Below are 23,442 nucleotides of genomic sequence, written 5' to 3' on the forward strand. Positions count from 1 at the left end.
CGTTATAAAGCGTTATGCTCTTTTAGCAGCGATTCAATACGCACTGCCAGCGCGGTATAGCCCCTGTTATTGAAGTGCACCGGGTCAGACTTGTATTGCGCGTCACGCAGAAGTTCGGCAATAACCGCGGGTTCAAATACTAGCTGATACTGTTCTGCGAGCTCCTGATACAGTGGGGCACTATTCGAGAACAGTGCTTTTTCCGGAACGCCGATGAAAACAATATCGATCTGGCGTTGTTGCGCCGCTTCAATCATTCGGGCCAGATTCTGTTTTAGCTGAGCTTTATTCCGGTTTTGCAGAATATCATTACCACCCTCCAGCAGAATCAGCAGAGCGGGCTGGTGCTGATCGAGCAGTGCAGGCAGACGCTGTAGCCCCTCAGCAGATAGCTCTCCTGAGACACCGGCATTGATTACCTTACGCCCGGTTAGTTGCTGTAACTGTGCAGGGTAATCGCCATTATCCCGACTGCCGACCCCCTGAGTAAGACTGTCGCCAAACGCCAGAATCACACCTTCCGGCGGGATATAGGTTAGCTCTTTCTGATCGCTGCAGCCGACCAGTGTCAGCAGCAGCGCCAGTAAAACGGTTTTAACGCTGATTCCATTCAATGCATTGCTCCAGAGTGACACCGTTGCCGCCGAAAATATCCAGCGCGCTGCCGATGGTGAGATCGACCTTGCCATTGGATAGCTGGTCGACCAGTTTCAGATCGTCGAGTGAGCGAGCGCCGCCGGCATAGGTCACCGGAATCGGGCAGGCCTCACCCAACAGTTTAACTAACTCTTCATCAATCCCCGATTGCAGCCCTTCAACATCCGCCGCATGGATCAGAAACTCGGCACAGTGCTGGCTGAGTTCTGCCAGCGTCTCAGCATTCACCTGAGTTTCAGTCACCGTCTGCCAGCGGTCAGTGGCGATATTCCAGCCAGTGTCTGTGCGGCGGCAACTCAGATCAAGAATCAGCCGCTCTTTGCCGGTAATCGCTTTGATCTGCTCCAGCCGTTGCCAACTGAACTGACCCTTCTCAAACAGCCAGGAGGTCACAATCACATGGGAAGCACCCGCCGCAATAAACTCCGCCGCATTGCTGTTATTCACCCCGCCACCAAACTGCAGGCCGTCGGGCCAGGCGGCCAGTGCTTTCAGCGCCTGTTCTTTATTTCCAGGCCCCAGCGCGATCACATGACCACCGGTCAGATTGTGCTTGCGGTAGAGGCTGGCGTAATACTCCGCATCATACTGACTGACAAAGTTGGTTGTGGCGCCCTGATCATTCAGGCTGCCACCCACAATCTGTTTTACCTGACCCTGGTGCAGGTCAATACAGGGGCGAAACTGGGTCAAAGGGCATTCTCCGAAACACTGTGACAAAAACATTAGGGACGAGCGGCGCATTGTAGCAGATATCTGTTTTTACGGTATAACCGAGGTTGGGCTTGTAGCTGTTACGGGTCGACAGTGGCCCTCCATATACGCTATAACTATATCAATTATGCTGTCGGCAAGGGTGTCGATGGATTTCAACTGGCTGGCATGGGGAGGATAATGATGGTGAGTTCGCTGTTGCGCATGATTGCATTGCCCCTGAGGATAAGTCCGCTGGTTATTAACAACGATTCATCCGTCACTGTCATAAAGTCCGCTCCGCTATTGCTCTGTTGTAAGGCCATTACTGATGGACAGTAAATCCTTTGTACCTGCACTGATCTGGCAACTGTCTATTGGTCAGCACTGGTCCCGGTCGACCCGTGGTATCGCTATACCTCCTCCTGCTTTTTCTCAAAATTAAATCAGCTTAAGGGGCCGTCTGGTCCGTTTGTAACAACTGAATACTGATTTCAGAGCGCTGCGGTATGCCCTGTTGTATGCACTGCTCTGTCAGGAGAATAATAATGACTGATCTTTTTGAAAATCCTGTTGGCCTGAAAGGCTTTGAATTTTGTGAGTTTTCCGGGCCCCAGCCCGATGCCATCGCCCGGGTGTTTGAGTTGCTTGGGTTTACCCTGGTGGCCCGGCACCGGTCAAAAGATGTAGAGCTGTATCGTCAGGGAGGGATCAATTTTATCCTTAACCGCGAACCCAACAGTGAAGCGTTCTATTTTGGCCAGGAACATGGCAACTCGGCGGCAGGTATGGGGTTTCGGGTGGAAAATGCACATCATGCCTACCAGTATGTGCTGGACAAAGGTGCGCAACCGATTGAGATCCCCACCGGGCCGATGGAACTGCGCTTGCCTGCGATTAAGGGGATCGGTGGTGCGCCGATCTATCTGATCGACCGCTATGAGGATGGCAGCTCAATCTATGATATCGATTTTAACTTTATCGACGGTGTGGATCGTTATCCTCGGGGATACGGTTTTTATGAGATCGACCATCTGACTCACAATGTTTATAAAGGCCGGATGAATCACTGGGCCAATTTTTATGAGACCCTGTTCAATTTTCGGGAGATTCGCTACTTCGATATTAAAGGCGAATATACCGGACTGACCTCGAAAGCGATGACCGCGCCGGATGGTAAGATTCGCATCCCGCTGAATGAAGAGTCATCTAAAGGCGGCGGGCAGATTGAAGAGTTTCTGATGGCGTTTAACGGCGAAGGCATTCAGCATATAGCGTTACGTACTGAGAACCTGCTTGATAGCGTTGATAAGTTACGTGCCGGTGGTCTTGAGCTGATGACAGCCCCGCCTGAAACTTACTACCAGATGCTGGAAGAGCGCCTTCCGGGACATGGTGAACCGGTGGATGAGCTCAAAGCGCGGGGTATTCTGCTGGATGGTAATACCGATGATGGGCCCCGTTTACTGCTGCAGATATTCTCCACCAATCTGCTGGGGCCGGTATTTTTTGAGTTTATTCAACGCAAAGAGGACGATGGTTTTGGTGAAGGTAACTTTAAAGCCCTGTTCGAATCGATCGAGCGTGATCAGTTGAATCGGGGCGTTATCGCAAAGCCAGAATAATTTTCTGCTGTGAATAACAGAGTCTGCCCCGGTGCAGGCTCTGTTATTATTTAATCAGGCTCAATCATAACAAAGGATCTCTATATGGCACTCTATGCGCTGGGAAGTAAAGCCCCGCTGATCGATGACAGTTGTTTCGTTGCAGACCAAGCGACACTGATCGGTGACGTGATTTTGAAGGCGAACGCTTCTGTATGGCCACAAGCGGTTTTGCGGGGTGACAGCGAACCGATCACGATTGGTGCTGGCAGTAATGTTCAGGATGGCGCTGTCTTGCATACCGACCCGGGCTTTCCTCTGAATGTGGCTGAACATGTCACTATCGGCCATCAGGCGATGCTGCATGGTTGTACGGTCGGGGAGGGATCTCTTATCGGTATTCAGGCGGTTGTGCTTAATGGCGCAGTGATCGGTAAAAACTGCCTGGTGGGGGCGGGTGCGCTGGTCACTGAGGGGGCTATATTTCCGGATAACTCGCTGATTCTCGGGGTGCCGGCTAAGGTGGTCAAAACACTGTCCGATGAAGCGTGCGCTGGTATTCGTGCCAATACACAAACCTATATCGACAAAGCGGCGCTGTATAAAACAGCACTGAAAAAGATCGGCTAATCGTTGCTATAGCCGGATTTTTAGTTTCAGGAGTGCCGCTTTACTTACCACTTTGTTGCCGTTGAAGTGCGCATTTTGTTGAATCCTGGCGTGGACTGATCTGCTTTGAGAGGAATTTCTGTGCCACTTCAGGCATAATCGGACTGAACAACTCACTGCGGTGGTGGTCACAGCATCAGCCATGGGGGTAATGGATCAAATTTAGTAGTACTTATTAGTAGTACTTATTTAGGCAGAGTGGCAGCGTTTGAAAACCGGTAATATCACTTTACGACTGAAGTCGTTTTTTAGCACAGCCATCACCTTGCTGAGCCATCTGCCAACTCCGCACCGTGTTGTGCTGGGTTGCGCGTCACTTATTTTGCTTGTTTCGCTTACCGTCTCGGATAATAGTTCTGCTGTGGCGGTCGCACCAGGACAGTTCAGAAGTAATCTTGCTATCGATCTGCAGGAGAGTGATGCCCCCGATGCCGCTGAGGGGATAGCCAATAGTTCTGCACCGCTGAAAGACCCGGACCCTGAGATCAGTTATGTGGTGCAAAAAGGGGATACCCTGAGCACTATTTTTGATTTTTTGCATATCTCACAGCCAACTCTGTATAAACTGATGGAAGCCGACCTTAACGTCCTGGCGCTGGACACTATTCAGCCGGGCCATCAGTTAGGGTTCAATTTTGATAGCGAGGGTGCACTCGCGCAGTTTATCTTTCGTTCCGGGCTGACCTACAAAGTGGTGTTTGATCGCGGCGAGAAGGGCGATTTTGAATATGAAGAGTTCATCGAGAAAGGCGGTTATCGGCGGGAGATCATCAGCGGCACTGTTGAGGGTGATCTGCCACGGTCGATGAAAAGGGCGGGGGCGCGCATCGCTGAAGCCTACCAGGTTACCAGTCTGCTGAAAGAGCGAATGAATTTCAGGAGTCATCTGCGCGCGGGCGACCGGTTTGAGCTGGCGGTGTCCCGCCAGTATGTCAATGATGAGTATACCGGCAACAGCATTATCGAGGGCTTTGTCTATGACGGGGTTATTCGCAAGCAGTCGGCTTTTCTGTTTGATGGCAGCTATTTTGATGCCGACGGCGAGAGCCTGGAAAAAGCGTTTCAGCGGATTCCTCTGCAACGAAAATATCGCATATCTTCCAGCTTTAACCCTAAGCGGAAGCACCCGGTTACCGGATTGATTCGCCCCCATAACGGTACTGACTTTTCTGTGCCTATTGGCACGCCGGTACTGGCTGCCGGTGACGGTGTGGTTTCCCGTGTTATTAAACATCGTTATGCCGGTCTGTATATTGAGATTCAGCATAACCAGAAATATAAAACCCGCTATCTACATCTGAGCAAAGCCTATGTTCGCAAAGGGCAGAAAGTCTCCCGTGGTCAGAAGATCGCTGCTTCCGGTAACTCCGGTCGGTCCACCGGTGCTCACCTCCACTACGAACTGCGCGTGCATGACCGTCCGGTGAATGCTATGACGGCGCCGATTCCGGTGGTCCAGACCATCGCCAGTAAAAAACGTAACCTATTTAAGCAGCAGGTTGCTGAACTGAAATCCCAGATGGCTGAACAACTGGCGCTGGCCAAAAAACAGTAGTATCCCCCTGTTTATATAGAACCGTTTCTAGTGTAAAGCTCGATTAAAAAGCCCGGCGCAGACGCATCGGGCTTTTTGTTGCCCGCGGTGTAGCGGCTTGATAGCGCTCATCGTTACGCCGTATTGATCACTCTCCCCCGGTTTGCCCTCATTTATCGCGATACGTTCTGCTAGTTTTCTGAATATTCAGCGGCTTGTTGTGTTGCATGTTGCATTGTTTTAAGGGTGGAACAGAGTGTCGCACTGAGTGCGTCACCCTGGTTTAAATAACCGTGCAAAGGTGAATCATAATATTAAATAAAACTAAAAATTTCATATAAATCAATTGTTTATGTTTATGGCACAGGCCTTGCTCTTTCAGTGATATAGAAAAATATAACAACTGATATTTTGGAGCATGATATGAAACCGAGCCAGGAACAACAGGTATGGATGTATAGGCACATGCTTGTGAGTCGTTTCTTTGAAGAGGCGATTGAAAAGATCTATATGGAAGGTAAAACCCCCGCTTTCAATATGGCCAATGGCCCTATCCCTGGAGAGATGCATCTTTCGAATGGCCAGGAACCTTGCGCTGTTGGCGTTTGTGCCCATCTGACTGCGGAAGATGTAGTCACCTCTACTCACCGCCCCCATCACGTCGCTATCGCTAAAGGCGTTGATCTCAAAGCGATGGCCGCTGAAATTTTCGGTAAGAAAACCGGCCTCAGCGGTGGCCGTGGCGGGCATATGCATATTTTTGATCCTAAGGTGAATTTCTCCTGTTCAGGGATTATTGGGCAGAGTGTTGGCCCAGCGGTGGGTGCCGCGTTATCTCGGGTGATGCAGAAGAAAAGCGGGGTTGCTGTCGCCTATCTGGGTGAGGGGGCGGCGAATCAGGGCGCGTTCCATGAAGCGCTGAACATGGCGGGTGTCTGGCAGCTGCCGGTCATCTTCGTGATTGAGGATAACTCCTGGGGTATCTCCGTTTCCAAGCGTGCCAGTACTGCGATCGAGCGAAATTCTGATCGGGCGGTTTCTTATGGTATGCCGGGTGAGTTTATCGAAGGTAATGACCCGGTCGCTATCTTTGATGTGGTAGGTGAAGCGATTGCCCGTGCCCGCAATGGCGGTGGCCCTACGCTGATTGAAATTGAAACCTCACGCCTGGCGGGTCACTTTATGGGCGATGGTGAAGCTTATCGTCCCGCAGGTGAAAAAGAGGCACTACAGAAGATCGATCCTATTCCTGTTATGAAGCAACGCTTGATGGCCGAGGGAATTCTGACTGATGCCGCAGATGCTGCGTTTGTCGAAGAGGCGCATGCGCTGGTTGATGAAGCGATTCAGTTCGCCCGGGACAGTGAATACGCCGCGCCTGAAGAGGCGATGGAAAAAGTATTTGTTTAATCGGTAATGCGAAATCAGGTCAGGATCCAGGAGATATAAAAATGACTCAAGTAAAAGAAAAAGAACGCAAGTTGACGATCGCACGGGCGATGGCTGAAGCGATTGCTCAGGAGATGCGCACCGATGACAAAGTGTTTGTTATGGGTGAAGACATCGGTGAATTAGGTGGTGTATTCGGCAATACCCGGGGTTTGCATGAAGAGTTTGGTGGTGAGCGTGTTCGCGATACGCCGATCTCTGAAACCGCCTTTATCGGTGCCGCGGTTGGTGCAGCGTCCGATGGGATGAAGCCGGTTGTCGAGTTAATGTTTGTCGACTTTTTCGGTGTTTGTTTCGATGCGATCTACAACATGATGGCGAAGAATACCTATTTTTCGGGTGGTAATGTCACCGTGCCAATGGTGTTGATGACCTCAACCGGTGGTGGTTATTCCGATGGTGGTCAGCACTCTCAGTGTGTGCATGCCACCTTTGCCCATCTGCCCGGTATGAAAGTGGTTGCGCCATCCAATGCCTACGATGCCAAAGGGATGATGATTGCGGCGATTCGTGATCCTAACCCGGTGGTGTTTATGTTCCATAAAGCCCTTCAGGGTATGGGCTGGCTGGGTACTGAGAAAGAGGCGATTGTGCATGTGCCTGAAGCCGCCTATGAGGTTGAGCTGGGTAAAGCAATTGTGACTCGTCCGGGTACCGATGTAACGATTGTGGGTATCACCTCCGGAGTGCACTTCGGGCTGAAAGCCGCGCGGATTTTAGGAGAGCAGGGCGTCAGTGCAGAGGTAGTTGATCTGCGATCACTGGCGCCGCTGGACCGTGACACCGTGATCGAGTCCGTTAAGAAGACCGGCCGTCTGATCGTTGTGGATGAGGATTATCACAGCTACGGCATGACCGCAGAGATTATCGCCAGTGTGGTCGAAGCAGGCGTTCCTTTGAAAGCGGCGCCTCAGCGAGTGGCGTATCCGGATATTCCCATTCCGTTCGCCCGTCCTATGGAACAGTGGGCCCTGCCAAGCCCGGAAAAAATTATCGCAGCTTTTAACAAAATGAAGGAAGACTAAGAGATGACAACAGATGTAATTGTACCCGTCGATATGTGGGAAGAAGATTCTGAGGGCGTTATCACATCCTGGCTGGCCAGTGATGGTGGTGAGGTTGCCGAGGGCGATGTGATCGCAGAACTAATGGTCGAAAAAATTCAGTATGAACTTGAAGCAACCGCTTCCGGGGTCTTAAAAATCATCAATGATGTGGATGAGATCGTCGAAAAAGGCCAGAAAGTCGCCACCATTGGCTAGTTGATCGGGAGATACAGATGACAGCCTCAGACATAATCAGGGTAACGCCTCTCAAAGGCTTGAGAGGCATGATTGCCAACAATATGAAACGCAGCCTTGATGAGGCTGCTCAACTGACACACCACGCGGTCTGTTGCGTCGATAACATGTGGCGCCGCAAAGAGAAAATGGCCGAACAGGGTATCAACATCTCGGTTGAAGATCTGTTGGCTGATTACGTTGTTAACGTCCTGGGTAAACATCCGGTGCTGAATGGACGTATTGAGAACAACGAGATCTCTATCTACCGCACTATTGATCTGTGCTATGCCATCGGGTTACCCGGTGGCAAGTTGATGGCGCCAGCACTGTTTGCAGCTGACCAGAAAGATATTCAGGAACGCGCTGCCGCCCGTCGTGAGCTGCTTAATCGGGCTAAAGATGGGCAGTTAACCATCCCGGAGATGAAGGGCGGTACCTTTACGCTGACCAATATCGGTCGCAGCCGGGTGCGGTTTTTTACGCCCATTATCAACCTCCCACAACTGGCTATTTTAGGTATCGGTGAAACCTACACTGAGGTGGCTGTCGAGGATGGTCAGTTCGTGACTAAGCGGATGATGGGCTTGTCCCTGACATTTGATCATCGCGGTGTCGATGGTGGTCCGGCGGCTGATTTTCTCACTGACCTCTGTCGGGAGATTGAAAGTGAATAGTCTGACGATCAGCGGGCGTAGCCAAATCGCGAAGATAAGGATGAGGACGCCGGTTGATATTACTCACGGCCTTGAGCTTGAGCAGCAGCTGTTAGACCGGGTGCTGTCAGGTCAGGTGCAATGTGGTTATGCCTTGTGGCGCAGTCAACAGGCGCTGGTTGTGCCTAAAAGCGCAACCAACCGCAGTAATTTTCAGGCCGCCAGTGACTATTGTGCCGCACAGGGCTGGCCGGTGGTGATTCGCAGTACCGGAGGAGAGCTGACGCCGCAGAGTGAAGGCTTCATCAATCTGACGATGGCAATCAAATGCAAAAAAGGTCAGATGAGCATCCGCGACAGTTATCTGGTGATCTGCAATGCGATTCTGGGGTGGCTATCTGACAACGGCATTCAGGGGAGGTGTTCCTCTATAGAGGGAGCGTTCTGTGATGGTGATTTTAATGTGGTCGTTGGGGAGCAGAAAATAGCCGGTACCGCACAGCGCTGGAAGAAAATTACCAACCCTTTAGCCAGTACGGATGGTAGTGATACGGCGCTATTGATGCATGCAGTTATTTTGTGTGATGGCGATCTGGCAGCGATGTGGAATATTTCAAATCAGTTTTATGAAAAGTGTCAGCTGACCCCCTTTATTGTTGAAGGTAAGCATATATCGCTTGCTCAGCTAATGAATAAATCAGGTGAGAGCTTTGTTTTAAAGTCGCTTGATGGACTGGATGCATATCTGAATAACTATATTGAGAAATATATTTAGATAGAAAGATCGTTGCGTTTTTAACTGTTTAGTCTGGTCGCTATTCAGTTTGAAAAATAATGTAAACCCTGGAGATCATTATGAATAAAAATAAGAAGGATTTATCACCATCTGTGGGTGCCGCTAAAGGCAAAGCAGATGAGGTCTGTATGAATCGAAGACGCTTCCTGTCTAAAACCGGTACATACGCAGTAGCCGCATCGGCTGTCGTTATTAGTGGAGGCTTGTTCGCGCCTGACTCGTATGCCGCTAAGAAAATTGGCGATAAAGCGAATATCACACTGTTGAAAATGGCGCGGGATATTTATCCTCACGACACATTGGAAGATAAATATTATACCCAGGTGTTAACGCCAATGATTACCGCTGCGGCCACCGATGATACAAAGTTGTCGGAATTGTCTGGCGGTGCTAAATCTCTGGATCAGATCGCTTCGCAGCAGTTTGGTGTCAGTTATATCGATATCAAATCTGAACAAGAGCGTGTTGTTGTACTGAAACAGATCGAGTCGTCTCCTTTCTTTCAGAACATTAAGGGTGCTCTGATGATGGGCATCTACAACAACCCGGATCTATGGCCTCGCTTTGGATTTGGTGGATCTGCCTGGGAAAAAGGCGGCTACATCAACCGTGGTTACAACGATATTGACTGGATCTGAAGAGGGGAATAATTATGTCTACTAAATTTGATTTAAACGATGACAGCCTGGTGGTAATCATTGGTTCTGGAGCGGGTGGCGGCACATTGGCCAATGAACTGGCGCAGAAGGGTATCCGGTCGGTTGTACTGGAAGCGGGTAAGCGCTTCAAAATGGATGATATCGAAAATGATGAATGGAAGATGTTTGGTAAAATTTCCTGGCTGGACAAGCGCATTGTCGAGGGGCCAGCGAGACTTGCTAGTGATTTCCCTAATCTGCCCGCGTGGATTGTAAAAGGTGTAGGCGGTGCGACGATGCACTGGGCCGGTGTGGCGATGCGTTTTCAGGAACACGAATTTAAGATGAAAACCACCAACGGCACGGTTGCGGGTGCGAATGTTCTCGACTGGCCGGTCACCCTGAAAGAGATGGAACCATACTATTTCAAGGCTGAAAAGAAGATGGGGGTCTGTGGTACTGAGGCCACAGGTATGCCGTTTCACGGTGAAAGTAATCACTACAAAGTGATTGCTGAGGGTGCTAAACGGATCGGTGCTAAATGTGAACAGGCTACTCTGGCGATCAATACGGAAACCCGGGATGGACGTCCTTCTTGTCAGGTTAATGGTTTCTGTATGCAGGGTTGCCGTATCGGTGCGAAGTGGTCAACTATGTACACCGAGATCCCTCAGGCTGAAGCCACAGGTAAAACCGAGGTGCGCCCGGAATCGATGGTGCTCAGAATTGAGCATGACAAAACCGGTAAAGTGACCGGCGTACTCTACGCGGATAAAGATGGTAATCAGCAGCTGCAAAAAGCCCGGGTCGTTGCCGTTGCCGGTAACTCTATCGAGTCACCACGGATGCTGCTGAACTCGGCTTCATCAATGTTTCCGGATGGCCTGGCTAACTCATCGGGCCAGGTAGGGCAGAACTATATGACCCATACCGCCGGTGGTGTATATGCGGAGTTCGAAAAGCCGGTGCATATGTATAAGAGCACGGTCGTACCGGGTATTGTCCATGAGTGGAAGGATAATGACCCTAGCCGGGGGCACCTGGCGGGTTATGAACTGGAAATCTTGCATCTGGGCCTGCCTTTTATGTCAGCTTTCCTGAATCCCGGTAAAGGTGGTTGGGGACGTGAAGTGTCTGATTCACTGGCAAATTACCAGAATATGGCTGGTTTCTGGATCTGTGGTGAGGATATGGCGGTAGAATCCAACAATATTACCCTCCACCCGACAGAGAAAGACCAGTATGGACTGCCGGTACCGGTGGTGTATAAAACCGATCACATTAACGATACCCGCATGCGTAACCATGCTTATGCTCGCTCACAGGAACTGTTCGATTCTATCGGCGCGCTTAAAGTGAATAAACTTCCTCCCTATCCCGCCAGCCATAATATGGGCACCAACCGGATGAGTGAGCATGCTAAAGATGGTGTGGTTAACCGTTGGGGTCAGGCACACGATATTAAGAATCTGTTCGTCTCTGATGGCAGCCAGTTCACCTCAAGTGGAACTGAAAACCCAACTTTAACCATTGTTGCTCTGGCGATTCGACAGGCGGAATATATTGTTGACCAGATGAATAAACAGGCGATCTGATCGCATCAATCAGTTTCACTCGGTGTAACTCTTTGGCACGTCTTCGGACGTGCCTTTTTTGTTTTAGTGCTGTGTAATTATATTAATTAGGCTATATGTTCAGTGGTTATATATATCGTTTGTGCCGAATTGAACGCTCAACCTTATCTTCTGTGAACCCTTCACGTTCACGCCATTCATTTAATTCGCCTGCTTTTTATCTCTGCTTTACTCACCTGGCACCTGACACCTCAGACTTCAGACACTCAGACACAGCGGTTCAGTTATTGATGAGTGGTGTTTCAAAATCCGCTTTTAGCGATTTGTTACGGGGGACTACTGGTGAATACCTGATGGCGTTCCCGGTCAGTTTTTAGTCGTCACTCAGTGTATGCCTGGGCAGAGGGGTAGTTAACAAACGGTGTCATAGCATCCTGAGAAGGTAGGATAGAAGCGGGCTGAGCTGATAACGATAGGTCGGCTGTGTGGTAAAAGGGGTGGAGTGTTTTACCCGATTGGGGGGCTATAAAAAACGAAAAGCCCCAGGGAAGCTGACTCCCGTGGGGCTTGAAAGGGAGGGACTAGTTAGAACGCAAAGTTAAAACCAACGTTGATCAGTGTGGTTGTCTCGCCTGCAGGTGCAGGGCTGGCAACAATAGAGGTAGCATAGCGTGAAATCGTACCCATCTCATCCGCATCGACATGGGCCATCTGAGCATAAACAATAGTCGATTCACCAATGGTGTATTCGTTGCTCAACACCAGTGATTTAGTTTCTACACTCTTACTGGGCGCTTTATCCTTATTGATGTAATATGCCAGGGTTGCGCTATTTTTCTCATTCCACTGCCAGTCCATACCAACGCCCAGTGCATCCAGATCCAGAATCTGATTGCCGTTAGCATCATTGTTTTCAGTGTTCATGAAGTTGGTTTTGAAGTTCAGATCGCCAACGGCATAGGCGGCGCCCAGTGCCCAGCTGGTGACAACATCTTCAGCGGTTTGCTGGTCACGCATATTCTGGTAAGAACCGGACAGCGTTACCGGACCTGCGTTATACGCAGCACCGATGGCAACAACGTCCCCCTCTTTCTGCGAGCCTTCCTGACCGCCGAAAGAGTAAAGTACGCCAAAGTCTAAACCATTGATGTTGTTTCGATACTGCACCGCATTCTTAAAGAAGATACCGACATCATTATTAGCATTGCGACCATCAGTGCTGGCAGGATCATTCACGGTAGAGAAGTACTGGCTATAGGCCCAGGCATAGAGGTTGGAGAACTGCTCCTTGAAGATGCGTGGTTCGGTGCCCAGGTGAGCCAGCAGTGCGGGGCCATATTGACGGCCAATGATCACCGTACCCCAGTCACCAGTTACCCCTAGGTTTGCCTGGCGGCGAAAAAGCAGTCTGCCACTGCTGTCATCGCCATCTGTAGTTGCATCACCGGTACCATGAAACATACCGGTATCCAGATCGAAGTGGGCTTCAAGGTTAAAGAAGGCATCCATTCCATTATCCAGTGACCGGGAGCCTTTAAATCCCAGTACTGTTTGACGTAAACCACTGGTTTCCATTCCCAGTTTCTCATCACCATCAGTGGACACTTTATCCTGATAGAGAACCCCCGCATCAAGAATGCCATACATCGACAGTTTAGTATTGGTTGCTTCGCCGATCAGAATATCGGCTGATGCATGGGTTGCTGCCCCTGATAGAATAATCATCGCTGTCAGCGTTTTAACAGGACTGATTATCGCCATCTTTTTTCGGGATACCTTTTTTAAGTTCATAGAGTTACTCCCCAATGGAATTTATAGTTAGATTTATTTACGGGGTTTTCACTTTTGCATTCTTTTAAAGAAGAAAGTGAAAAGTGATTTAATATCGACCCGGTGTGGGAAAAGCAGGGAGTATGCCAATATATATTTTTTGTCTTTAAATAATAAAAGTTATTATTTGTTTCAATGGGTTGTTGGTTTGTTTTATGTTTGGACTATTTTTAATAAAAACCATATCGAATATATGAGGTCAGGTTATGAAACAGTTTGTTTCATCTTTATGAACCATACTGTGGCGTTAAAATATAAGTATCATCAGATTTTAATAGGATAAAAAATTTAATTTTTAATTTTGTATTTTTTTTCTCTTTTTCGGGCTATACATTTTTAAGACTTTGTGTCGCATATAATCGAGACAGTTTGTTTCATCGAAGAGTATCCTGCAGGGATGAATAATTTGAAAATTAGTTATTTCGTACAATTATCAATAACTTATGTTTTTGGTACTGTTATTGCTGTAATTACAATTGTTAGTTGTGAGACTTAATCCAGCTTACTGATTGTATTTTCGTAAGTTATTTGTCCGGCATATCGTAACCGATACCTTATTTACCCCTTCCCCTTCAGGGTGTTTTGTACGATATGTCGGGCCTTTTTTAATCTCACCGTGTGGCTGATGACGAAGGGGACTGCGTATGAAAAAGAAAGGCCTCAGCCACCTTAAATCTGATATCTGGGAATGCTGTTATGAAGATCGTGTTTTCTGCTGTTTCTTCAGTGAGCTTATCTGTTCTGATCAACATTGTGTTGAACAGACAGGCTTTGATTAAAAAGGGCAAAGCCAGTGTCGCGGCTTTGTTTTTTACCGCGGCGTTGGGCTTGCTGCCTTGTTCTCTTTCTTTTGCTGAATCTCTGCCGACGGTGCGGGTTGCTGCGTTGCAATTTGGCACCGTCAACTGGGAGATGGATGTAATACGCCACCATGCTCTTGATAAGAAATACCATTTCTCCCTTGAGGTGACCCCTGTTGCAGGTAAAAACGCCAGTGCTGTTGCATTGCAGAGTGCTGCTGTCGATCTGATCTACAGCGATTGGGTCTGGGTGAACCGGCAGCGATTTAATCACAGGATGTTCGGTTTCTCGCCTGTCTCAGCCGCAACCGGAGGGCTTTATGCTCAGCCCCAGAGCGCGGTTTCATCTGTGAAGGATATTCAGGGTGTACGCATGGGCGTTGCCGGGGGGGCTGTCGATAAGAGCTGGCTGCTGCTACAGGCCTACAGTAAGCAGGTGTTGGGAAAAGATCTTTTAGACGTGGTTGAGCCGGTGTTTGCCGCACCTCCTTTGCTGAATCAGTTAATGTATGACGGAAAGTTGCCATTGAGTCTTAATTTCTGGCATTACGGCGCCAGACTTGAAGCCCGCGGGTTTAAGCCGATTATCTCGGTTGACGAGATGATCAGGGGGTTAGGCGTCAATCATCAGGTACCCATGCTGGGTTGGGTGTTTGCTGAACCCTGGCGACAGCAGCATAGTGAATTGCTGGGGAATTTTTTAAAGGCGTCCCGGGAAGCCAGGGAGATTCTGCTGGTCTCCGATGCCGAATGGCTGCGCATCCGCAATTTGACCCGAGCGGAAGATGAGCAGATTTTTGCGGCGCTGAGGAAGGGCTATCGTTCAGGCGTACAGTTGCAGTTCGGTAAAGATGAATTGGATGCACTGGAGAGTATCTATGCCTTTATGTTACGCGAGGGAGGGGCAGAGCTGACAGGGGGGGCCGATAAACTGGACCGGTCCCTGTTCTGGATAGCAAACGCCCAGTCGGGTGTGACACAGGTGGCAGCCGGGGAGGAGGCCCCATGATCGTTCCCGGTATAAAACAGCTGCTGCTTGGCGTGTTGCCCCTCGCTACGCTGTTTTTAGTCTGGCAGTGTGCCGCTGTGCTGATGGATAACAGTAACCTCCCCAGTGTACTTCAGGTGTTTGCCAGTCTGCGAAGCCACCTGTTTGAAGGGGATATGTTGCATCACCTGCTGGTGACCCTGCTGAGGGTGTTGCTCAGTTTTACCATTGCGATGCTGCTGGGGGTGTTTATCGGCATTATGATGGGGGCGTTTACCCGTCTGAATGCCGCAGGCGACTCTATTCTGATTATCGCTCTTAACGTGCCAGCGCTGGTTACCATTATGCTCTGTTATGTCTGGTTTGGTCTGGTAGAGGCGGCGGCCATTGCTGCGGTGGCGATTAATAAAATCCCCACCGTTGTGGTGATGGTGCGTGAAGGCGCCCGGGTGGTTGACCGGGATCTACTGGAGGTGGCAAAGGTGTTTCAGGTTGCTCCGTTACGTTACTTCTTTAAAGTATATCTGCCACAGCTTTACCCCTTCATTATGGCATCCGCCCGCTCCGGTCTGTCATTGATCTGGAAGATTGTGCTGGTGGTTGAATTGCTGGGGCGCAGTGATGGCGTTGGTTTTCAGCTGGGCACCTATTTCCAGTTTTTTGATATCTCCAGCATTCTGGCTTATACCCTGGCGTTTGCAGCCATCATTCTGGTGATTGAGGGGCTGATTATGCGTCCGTTGGATCGTTACATTGCCCGGGGGGGATACCATGGTCAGTCTTGATATTGCCCTCCAGAGTAAGTTCTATGCCAACAGCCCGGACAAAGTACTGGGGCCGCTGTCTTTTAACGTATCCCCGGGTGAGTTTGTCGCGCTGGTTGGCCCTTCGGGTGCGGGTAAAACGACCCTGCTGAATATGATTGCGGCGTTGCAAAGCTGTGCTCCCGGTGAGATTAAGTTTAACGGTTGCCCTCTGACCGGTAAGCCCGACTGTAAGATCGGTTATATCTTCCAGCAGCCGAGACTGATGCCCTGGCTAACGGTGGCTGAGAATCTGCGCCTGGTGAAGCCTGACGCGACAGAGTCTGATATTGCTGAGATTCTGAATAAGGTGGGGCTGGCCGGTAAATCACCTCTCTATCCAAAGCATCTGTCTGGCGGGATGCAGCGCAGAGTCAGTATCGCCCGGGCTTTTCTGACCGAACCGGATCTGTTGCTGCTGGATGAGCCTTTTGTCTCACTGGACGCCCCCAATGCGGACAACCTGCGTTCACTGTTAAGTGAGTTATGGGTGGAGCAGCAACCCAGCGTTATCTTTGTCACCCATGACCTGCATGAAGCGATTCAGCTGGCGGACCGGATTCTGTTTCTCTCCTCAGCGCCGGGGATGGTGATTCTGGATAAACCGGTTGATATAGCGCGCCCCCGTTTGCCTGACGATAGCAGACTGCAGCGCTGGAAAACCGAGCTGCTCTGTGACTATTCCGGTTTGTTAGAAGGGGTGCTCTCTGGCCCTGGGCTAAAGTCGGTCTCCGGAGGGAAATAATGCAATCAGAAGCCGCCCTGGCGCTGACCTCCGTCAGCAAGACATACGGAACTGTTAACGCGCTGAATGAGATCAGCTTGACGATTCAGTCATCACAGTTTGTCGGCTTGCTGGGCCAGAATGGCGCGGGCAAAACCACACTGTTTCAGCTGTTAACCGGGCTGTTTAATAGTGATAGCGGTGAGATATGGGTGTGTGGTCATGATATCCGCCGTGATCCGATTGCCGCGCTGTCATCGATCGGCGTGGTATTTCAGCAGTCGACTCTTGATCTCGATCTGACGGTGCAGGGCAACCTTAAATTTCACTGTCTGTTACATGGGCTGAGCCGATCTGAGGCCGAACAACGCATTGCCAGTGAGTTAGAACGTTTTGATATGCAAGGGGTGCGACACCAGCCAGTGCGCAGTTTAAGTGGCGGCAACCGACGCAAGGTCGAGCTGATTCGTAGCCTGTTACACCGGCCCCGATTGTTATTGATGGATGAAGCTACCGTTGGGTTAGATCCGGAATCCCGTAAGTCGCTGGTTAATCATGTCATCTCCCTTTGTAAAGAACGTGATCTGGCGGTGCTTTGGAGTACCCATATCGTTGAGGAGATTCAGCAGGCTGATCGGGTCGTGGTGCTCGACAAAGGTCAGATTCTGGCTGATTCATCCCCCGACAGATTGCTGGCTGAAGAGGATAGCGTAGCCTCTCTTTCAGACGCATTTTTACACCTGATCAATCTCAATAAAACGGTTGGAGTCGTTCATGAATAAGCTGTTTAAGACCTTTAAATCGGTAGCTTTAGTATCGCTGTTGTTAGCGTCACAGCAGAGTCAGGCAAAAAGCGGATATGTTTTTGTCAGCAGTGAAAAAGATGATCTCGTCACTGTGTTTGAAGCCAAAAGCATGGATAAAGTGACGGCGATTAAAACCAGTGAACGTCCCCGGGCGATGAAGCTGAGTAAAGATGGCTCACTGCTCTATGTTGCCTGTGGTGATGCGGATGCGATCGATGTGATCGATGTGGCGACGCTTAAAGTTCAAAAGAGTATTGAGATCGGCGAAGACCCTGACCGCTTTGATCTGTCTCCGGATGAGAAATACCTTTATGCCTCTAACGAAGATGATGGACTTGTCACGGTTTACTCATTAGAAGAGAACCGGAAAGTGGCCGAGATTGAGGTGGGTGAAGAGCCGGAAGGGGTGTTGGTCTCTGCGGATAATCGTCTGGTATATGTGACCTCTGAGGTCGCTAACATGGTGCATGTGATCGATGTGCAGAGCCATGAACTGATTGAGAATATTGTGGTGGGCAATCGCCCACGGCGGATGCTGCTGACCCCGGATCAGAAACAGCTCTGGGTGAGTAATGAAGTGGGCGGCACCATTTCGATTCTGGATACGGCGTTTTATCAACCCGTCGCTGAGTTGTCCTTTTCACTACGTGGGGTGCGTGCGGAAAGTATCTCTCCGGTCGGCATGGTGATGACCAAAGATGGTCAGCGTGCCTATATCACACTGGGTGGTGCCAACCATGTGGCGGTGGTTGATATAGCGGCTAACAAAGTGATCGATTATATTCTGGTGGGCAAGCGGGCGTGGGGAGTCACCCTTAACCATGACGAGAGTCGGCTCTATGTCACCAATGGCAAGAGTGATGATCTGGCGGTGATTGATACCGAACGTCTCAAAGTGATCAAGTCGGTGCCCGCAGGGCGGGTGCCCCACGATGTTGTGGTGGATGACTGATGTTTTGTTTTACTCAAAGTCTCAGGTTTGTCAATGTCAGGCTTATCAATCTCGGGCTTATCTATCTCAGAATAGCTGCCCCACTGCTGGCGCTAATGCTGTCTTCCCCTATGTGGGCCAACGATCTCAGTACCCTCAATATCGCCCTGATTGAATACGCCAACGATCCCAGTTACCGGGAAGAGGTTACTGATGCCCGTTATCAGGCTCAGCCCTGGGGACGCCTCGATACGGCGGTTGAGCTGGCCATTAAAGAGTCCCGTTTTGCCGCTCAGAAGAGCGGGATTAAATTTGAGCTGGTCAAACATGAAGTGGACGAATTAGCCCAGCTTCCTGAGCTTATTCTCAGCTTGCAGGCTGAAGGAACTCAGTTTCTGTTACTGGATCTTCCCAGTGAGGGTGTGAAGCTCGCTGCGCAGGCGGCGAAATATTCGAACACGGTATTATTTAACCTGAGCGGGTTAGACAATAATCTACGGGATGAAAACTGTCAGGCTAACTTGTTGCATATCGCCCCCAGCCGTCGAATGCTGACCGACACGATGGCGCAGTATCTGATCTTTAAAAAATGGAAAGAGGTGCTGGTGCTGCACAATGAAACCGTGGCCGATCAGCGTTATCTTGAATCACTTCAGGGCTCGGCAAAAAAGTTTGGTCTCGATCTGGTCGCCCTTAAACCCTATACCCTGGGCAATGATCCTCGCCAGCGTTACCAGAACAATATCTCACTGTTAACGGCGAAGGATGACTATGACGTGGTTTATGTGGTTGATAGCACCGGTGAATTTGCGGTTGATGTGCCGTACGCCATCGTTAAACCGCGTCCGGTCGTTGGCGCCTCAGGCCTGGTAGCCGACTGGTGGCACTGGGCCTGGGAGCGCAACGGTGCACCGCAGGTTAATAAACGTTTTAAAAAGAAAGCTAAACGGCAGATGACCGGTTACGACTGGTCAGCCTGGTTGGCGGTTAAGGTGATTGCTCAGGCGATGCTGGATCTGCCTGAATCTCATAACGGTTCAGTCACGGCAGAATCACTGCTTGATCTGATACGTTCTGAAGGGTTTAAGCTGGACGGCGCCAAGGGTTATCCACTGAATTTCAGACCTTGGAATAATCAACTCAGACAACCGATTTTTCTCACCTCACTGAACCGTGTCATCGGACGTGCGCCGATTGATGGCTTCCTGCATCCGGTGAATAACCTCGATGTGCTCGGCAGCGATCAGGATGAGGGGCGCTGCAAACTGAATCGGGGAGTCAGCCCGTGAAAACGATGCATGCCATCAATGCGTTCAGCGCACTGTCCGCCCGGGAGATAGGCAAATTCATGCGCCAGAAAGGGCGTCTGTTTTCGGCGCTGGTACGGCCTGCGCTATGGCTTCTGGTGTTTGCTGCCGGTTTTCAGAATGTCTTTGGAGTTGCGGTTATCCCACCCTATGAATCCTATATTGAGTATGAGGTGTATATCACTCCGGGCCTGCTGTGTATGGTGATCCTGTTTAACGGTATGCAGTCCTCACTGTCGATGGTGTATGACCGGGAGATGGGGCTGATGCGTCTGTTACTGACAGCGCCATTGCCGCGCTGGTATATCCTTTTCAGCAAGCTGATGGCCGGGACACTGTTATCGCTGTTGCAGGTGTACAGCTTTATGATTATCTGCTGGTTGTTTGAGGTGGATATCCCGCTCTATGGTGCGCTCACCGCACTGCCTGCCTTTATCCTCGCCGCGCTGATGCTGGGCGCACTAGGGTTATTATTGTCGGTATCGGTGAAGCAGCTGGAGAATTTCGCCGGGATGATGAATTTTGTAATCTTCCCCATGTTTTTTATCTCGCCTGCACTCTATCCGCTGTGGAAACTGGAAGAGGCGGGCGCTGAACTGGTGTTCCAGGTGGCGCAGTACAACCCCTTTAGCCACGCCGTAGAGCTGGTGCGTTTTGCCCTGTATGGCCAGTTGAACCTGCTATCACTCGGGGTCGTCAGTGGTGCCTTTATTCTGTTTTTTAGCCTGGCGGTCTGGGGCTATGATCCCCAGAAAGGCGTGGTAGGCCGCTCTAAGGCGGGAAGGTAGAGGGGCTTTAAGTCTATTAGATGTGATATCGCCTTAAACCGCACCCCTCTCTGCCCTCTGTGGTTGAATGGCTCCTGATCTGTAATCACCTGATGGCGGTATCTATTACCCCAAAGGCTGTCCTGAGTCATTAGCCTCCTTCACTTTGTTTGAGCACTGGCCCTGGCAAACTCACTTATGGTCTATAGTTAGCGCACAGGCGTTCCAACTCCGCTTATCTGAATAACCTCGTAGCGATATCGGATAGATTATGGAATTCAAAGATTATTACAAAATTTTGGGCGTTGATTCCGATGCTGATAGTAAGGCGATTAAAGTCGCCTACCGAAAACTGGCGAGAAAATATCACCCGGATGTCAGCAGTCATCATGATGCGGAAAATCAGTTCAAGGAAGTCAGCGAAGCCTATGAAGTACTCAAAGACAAGGTTAAGCGGGCAGAGTATGACGAGCTGCGTCAGTATGGCGGTTCACAGCGGGAGTTTCGTCCACCGCCGGGCTGGCAATCATCGGCTTCGGCCGGAGGCGATGGGGGAGCTCATCAGCAACGGGATTTTTCTGATTTTTTCTCCTCGATTTTTGGTGCCGAAGGAGGCCCTGGTGCCAGCGGATTTGAAAGTCGTCAGCCGTTTAATCAGCGCGGTCAGGATATTGAAACAGAGCTGCCTATTTTCCTGGAAGACACGCTAGCGAAAGAGTCGAAAAAAATCTCCTATCATCTGCCTCACTATGACAATGAGGGGCGGCTTCACGAGGTTAAAAAAACGCTCAATGTGAAGATACCACCGGGGGTCGTCGATGGTGAACGTATTCGCCTGAAGGGGCAGGGAGCCCCGGGTATCGGCAATGGCGCTTATGGTGATCTTTATTTGCGTATTCGACTTGTGCCTCATCCGTTGTTTGATGTGGAGGGGCATAATCTGATTATTACCCTGCCGATAGCCCCCTGGGAAGCAGCACTGGGTGGCAAGGTGACTATGCCGACCTTGTCGGGCGAGATTAAATTAACCATTCCGGCCAACAGTCAGAGTGGGCAGCGATTACGGGTAAAAGGCCGGGGGCTGCCAGGTAAGCAGCATCAGGGTGATCTCTATGCGGTATTAAAAATAGTGATGCCGCCAATAAACGATGAGTCCATCAAAGCGCATTGGCAACAGTTGGCGGAACTCGCCCCCTTCGACCCCCGTGCAGAGTGGAGTGACGCCTTATGAACGATACCTATGCAACCTACCTGAGTTTTTCCGAGGTTTGCCTGCAAACCGGAGTGGCAGAAAATGTCGTGGTTGAGATCATTGAGCAGGGGATTGTTGAGCCGGTTGGCGCTTCACCCGCTGAGTGGTTGTTTAGCCCGGCGATGCTTATCCGGACGAAAAAAGCGCTGCGCCTGCACCGTGATCTTGAGGTGAACTGGGCGGGTATCGCGCTGGCGATAGAGTTGCTGAGTGAGGTCGAGCAGTTGCGGGAACAGAACCGTTATCTCGAACGTCGTCTGAGTCGCTTTGTGGATCAGTAAGCGCGTGATCATTATGAAGTTGCGTTATCGTCCCCACGCTTCTACGTGGGAACGAGTTAAAGCAGTCATTAAGGCTGCCTATTACGATTGATGTAATTAAACAGAACTTTGTCAGATCTGCATATATTCAATCAGCGGGATTGAGCGAGTCACAATCCAGTAGGCCGACACCACCAACGTAAATACTGAGACATAGTATTGGAGCGGTTTCTCAAAGCTCAGGTGTTTCTTCACCAGAGCTGTCAGTACAAACGCCAGACCATAGATAAACAGCTGGCCCGCTTCGATACCGATGTTGAATGATATCAGGTTGCTGATGCTGGTTTGCGAGCCCTCTTTTGCCAGTTCATTAAAGACAAATGAGAATCCAAAGCCGTGAATTACACCGATAATCAGTATCGGAGTCGTACTGATATGTTGAGCCTTTTTGAACAGTAACAGTATTGCGGTGACGCAGATCGTCAGGGCAATCAGCAGTTCGATACCAGGCGTAAATGCCGGCGATGAAATAGCCAGATTGTTTCCGAACAGCAGGCTGAATGAGTGACCTATGGTGAACGCGGTCGCCAGTGATAGCAGTCTGATAAAACCGGTGGCACTGAAAAACAGTAGCAGGATAAACAGGATATGGTCGGTACCGATCAGAATATGGCTGAAACCACTGTTAAAGCCATTGATCAGTTTGGTTGCTAGCGAGGGCTGGCGGGTGGTTGAGTAATCGAGAATGCCAACGGTGGTTACAGATGTTTTCTCACCATCCCGATAGAGGTTGATGATATTGGCGAGGCGATTGATGGCATTGAATTTATCACCCAGAATACTGCCGATGGTGATTTCATCGTTGATCAATGAGGTGTCGGTTAGCCGCAGCCGGATATCCAGCCCTGCGTCGAACACCGAACGGGCATCGGCGCTGATGCTAATCTCTCCGGTAAAATTGCTCTGGGCTGTGTCTAAGCTGCTGAAGGGTTTGCGGGTATCAGAGTTGAATATGTTGATTGCCTCAACACGATAGCTTTGCTGCTGGCCATTTTTATTGATGCGGTATCCTGCTTGGATCAGGGCTTTTAATCCTGCCAGATTTTCCTGGACCTCATGGTGATTGATCAGATATTCAACGGTATTTTCAGCGGATACTCTCAGTGTAAAAGGGATCTTCTGTTCACTGTCGATCCCTTTCCAGCTGTCATCCAGAAGCACCAGAGGGAACGGCATGCGCATCAGAATAATGGTGTCCCGGTTTTCTTCATACAGATGAATGATTCTGGGTTCAAAATGCGAGAAATGGGCGTTAGCCCCAGAACTGAGGAGTGAAGAGGTGAGGGTGAGGAACAGTGCGAATATTTTCTTCATAATCTGTACCGTTTTATTAAATAGCATTACCCGAAGGTAATGCTATCAGT

At 50.0% G+C, this 23,442-nt stretch carries 23 protein-coding genes; 19 read left to right on the top strand and 4 right to left on the bottom strand.

Annotated features, from left to right (window positions below; all coding sequences use genetic code 11):
* Positions 1-2 precede the first annotated feature (2 nt).
* On the bottom strand, positions 3-614 hold the full coding sequence (locus Q0499_RS11400; RefSeq protein ID WP_299199410.1) for a GDSL-type esterase/lipase family protein: 612 nt from the start codon (positions 612-614) through the stop codon (positions 3-5).
* Positions 595-1,350, bottom strand: coding sequence for a phosphoribosylformimino-5-aminoimidazole carboxamide ribotide isomerase (hisA, locus tag Q0499_RS11405; RefSeq protein ID WP_299199412.1), 756 nt, complete (start codon positions 1,348-1,350; stop codon positions 595-597). Before hisA ends, Q0499_RS11400 begins: the two co-directional genes overlap by 20 nt.
* A 548-nt stretch (positions 1,351-1,898) precedes the next feature.
* Here hisA and hppD point away from each other — a divergent pair.
* The 10 genes from hppD (at position 1,899) to Q0499_RS11455 (ending at position 11,571) form a co-directional block, all read left to right on the top strand.
* Positions 1,899-2,975 carry a 4-hydroxyphenylpyruvate dioxygenase gene (hppD, locus tag Q0499_RS11410; protein WP_299199415.1) on the top strand — a complete coding sequence of 359 codons (1,077 nt, stop codon included), beginning with the start codon at positions 1,899-1,901 and terminating at the stop codon, positions 2,973-2,975.
* A gap of 84 nt (positions 2,976-3,059) precedes the next feature.
* A complete protein-coding gene (locus Q0499_RS11415; RefSeq protein ID WP_299199417.1) occupies positions 3,060-3,584 on the top strand; it encodes a gamma carbonic anhydrase family protein in 525 nt (174 codons plus the stop codon).
* Between the two features lie 247 nt (positions 3,585-3,831).
* Positions 3,832-5,178: a peptidoglycan DD-metalloendopeptidase family protein gene (locus Q0499_RS11420; RefSeq protein ID WP_299199419.1), complete on the top strand. Its 1,347-nt coding sequence runs from the start codon at positions 3,832-3,834 to the stop codon at positions 5,176-5,178.
* 402 nt (positions 5,179-5,580) lie between these two features.
* The gene (locus Q0499_RS11425) at positions 5,581-6,567 is read left to right on the top strand and encodes a thiamine pyrophosphate-dependent dehydrogenase E1 component subunit alpha (RefSeq protein WP_299199421.1); all 987 of its coding nucleotides are present in this window, start codon (positions 5,581-5,583) and stop codon (positions 6,565-6,567) included.
* Positions 6,568-6,608: 41 nt separating this feature from the next.
* The gene (locus Q0499_RS11430; RefSeq protein ID WP_299199422.1) at positions 6,609-7,631 is read left to right on the top strand and encodes an alpha-ketoacid dehydrogenase subunit beta; all 1,023 of its coding nucleotides are present in this window, start codon (positions 6,609-6,611) and stop codon (positions 7,629-7,631) included.
* A 3-nt stretch (positions 7,632-7,634) separates the two neighbouring features.
* Entirely contained in the window at positions 7,635-7,868 is a 234-nt protein-coding gene (locus Q0499_RS11435; protein WP_299199425.1) for a lipoyl domain-containing protein, read from the top strand.
* 17 nt (positions 7,869-7,885) lie between these two features.
* Positions 7,886-8,563 (top strand): 2-oxo acid dehydrogenase subunit E2, encoded by a 678-nt coding sequence (locus Q0499_RS11440; RefSeq protein WP_299199427.1) that lies wholly within the window; start codon positions 7,886-7,888, stop codon positions 8,561-8,563.
* A complete protein-coding gene (locus Q0499_RS11445; RefSeq protein ID WP_299199428.1) occupies positions 8,556-9,317 on the top strand; it encodes a lipoate--protein ligase family protein in 762 nt (253 codons plus the stop codon). Before Q0499_RS11440 ends, Q0499_RS11445 begins: the two co-directional genes overlap by 8 nt.
* 80 nt (positions 9,318-9,397) lie before the next feature.
* On the top strand, positions 9,398-9,976 hold the full coding sequence (locus Q0499_RS11450) for a gluconate 2-dehydrogenase subunit 3 family protein (protein WP_299199430.1): 579 nt from the start codon (positions 9,398-9,400) through the stop codon (positions 9,974-9,976).
* 14 nt (positions 9,977-9,990) lie between these two features.
* Positions 9,991-11,571, top strand: a complete 1,581-nt coding sequence (locus Q0499_RS11455) for a GMC family oxidoreductase (protein WP_299199433.1) — start codon at positions 9,991-9,993, stop codon at positions 11,569-11,571.
* A gap of 564 nt (positions 11,572-12,135) precedes the next feature.
* On the opposite strand, the gene Q0499_RS11460 is transcribed toward Q0499_RS11455, so the two are convergent.
* Entirely contained in the window at positions 12,136-13,341 is a 1,206-nt protein-coding gene (locus Q0499_RS11460; RefSeq protein ID WP_299199435.1) for a porin, read from the bottom strand.
* 735 nt (positions 13,342-14,076) lie between these two features.
* On the opposite strand from Q0499_RS11460, the gene Q0499_RS11465 reads away from it, so the two are divergent.
* From Q0499_RS11465 to Q0499_RS11505, 9 genes are all read left to right on the top strand, one after another.
* Positions 14,077-15,189: an ABC transporter substrate-binding protein gene (locus tag Q0499_RS11465; RefSeq protein ID WP_299199437.1), complete on the top strand. Its 1,113-nt coding sequence runs from the start codon at positions 14,077-14,079 to the stop codon at positions 15,187-15,189.
* The gene (locus Q0499_RS11470; protein ID WP_299199439.1) at positions 15,186-15,953 is read left to right on the top strand and encodes an ABC transporter permease subunit; all 768 of its coding nucleotides are present in this window, start codon (positions 15,186-15,188) and stop codon (positions 15,951-15,953) included. Before Q0499_RS11465 ends, Q0499_RS11470 begins: the two co-directional genes overlap by 4 nt.
* Positions 15,940-16,716 (top strand): ABC transporter ATP-binding protein, encoded by a 777-nt coding sequence (locus Q0499_RS11475; protein ID WP_299199441.1) that lies wholly within the window; start codon positions 15,940-15,942, stop codon positions 16,714-16,716. Before Q0499_RS11470 ends, Q0499_RS11475 begins: the two co-directional genes overlap by 14 nt.
* Positions 16,716-17,477 (top strand): ABC transporter ATP-binding protein, encoded by a 762-nt coding sequence (locus Q0499_RS11480; protein ID WP_299199443.1) that lies wholly within the window; start codon positions 16,716-16,718, stop codon positions 17,475-17,477. Before Q0499_RS11475 ends, Q0499_RS11480 begins: the two co-directional genes overlap by 1 nt.
* On the top strand, positions 17,470-18,453 hold the full coding sequence (locus Q0499_RS11485) for a PQQ-dependent catabolism-associated beta-propeller protein (RefSeq protein ID WP_299199445.1): 984 nt from the start codon (positions 17,470-17,472) through the stop codon (positions 18,451-18,453). The genes Q0499_RS11480 and Q0499_RS11485 overlap by 8 nt, the downstream gene beginning before the upstream one ends.
* Entirely contained in the window at positions 18,453-19,721 is a 1,269-nt protein-coding gene (locus tag Q0499_RS11490) for an amino acid ABC transporter substrate-binding protein (RefSeq protein WP_299199447.1), read from the top strand. Before Q0499_RS11485 ends, Q0499_RS11490 begins: the two co-directional genes overlap by 1 nt.
* Positions 19,722-19,726: 5 nt before the next feature.
* Positions 19,727-20,527, top strand: a complete 801-nt coding sequence (locus Q0499_RS11495; protein WP_299199467.1) for an ABC transporter permease — start codon at positions 19,727-19,729, stop codon at positions 20,525-20,527.
* Between the two features lie 250 nt (positions 20,528-20,777).
* Positions 20,778-21,737 carry a curved DNA-binding protein gene (gene cbpA / locus Q0499_RS11500; protein ID WP_299199449.1) on the top strand — a complete coding sequence of 320 codons (960 nt, stop codon included), beginning with the start codon at positions 20,778-20,780 and terminating at the stop codon, positions 21,735-21,737.
* Positions 21,734-22,039: a chaperone modulator CbpM gene (locus tag Q0499_RS11505; RefSeq protein ID WP_299199451.1), complete on the top strand. Its 306-nt coding sequence runs from the start codon at positions 21,734-21,736 to the stop codon at positions 22,037-22,039. The genes cbpA and Q0499_RS11505 overlap by 4 nt, the downstream gene beginning before the upstream one ends.
* Positions 22,040-22,150: 111 nt before the next feature.
* Here Q0499_RS11505 and Q0499_RS11510 read toward each other — a convergent pair whose 3' ends face one another.
* A complete protein-coding gene (locus tag Q0499_RS11510) occupies positions 22,151-23,392 on the bottom strand; it encodes a HupE/UreJ family protein (RefSeq protein WP_299199453.1) in 1,242 nt (413 codons plus the stop codon).
* Positions 23,393-23,442 lie beyond the last annotated feature (50 nt).

Source organism: uncultured Amphritea sp., assembly GCF_937127095.1.
In the GTDB taxonomy this organism is placed as follows: domain Bacteria; phylum Pseudomonadota; class Gammaproteobacteria; order Pseudomonadales; family Balneatricaceae; genus Amphritea.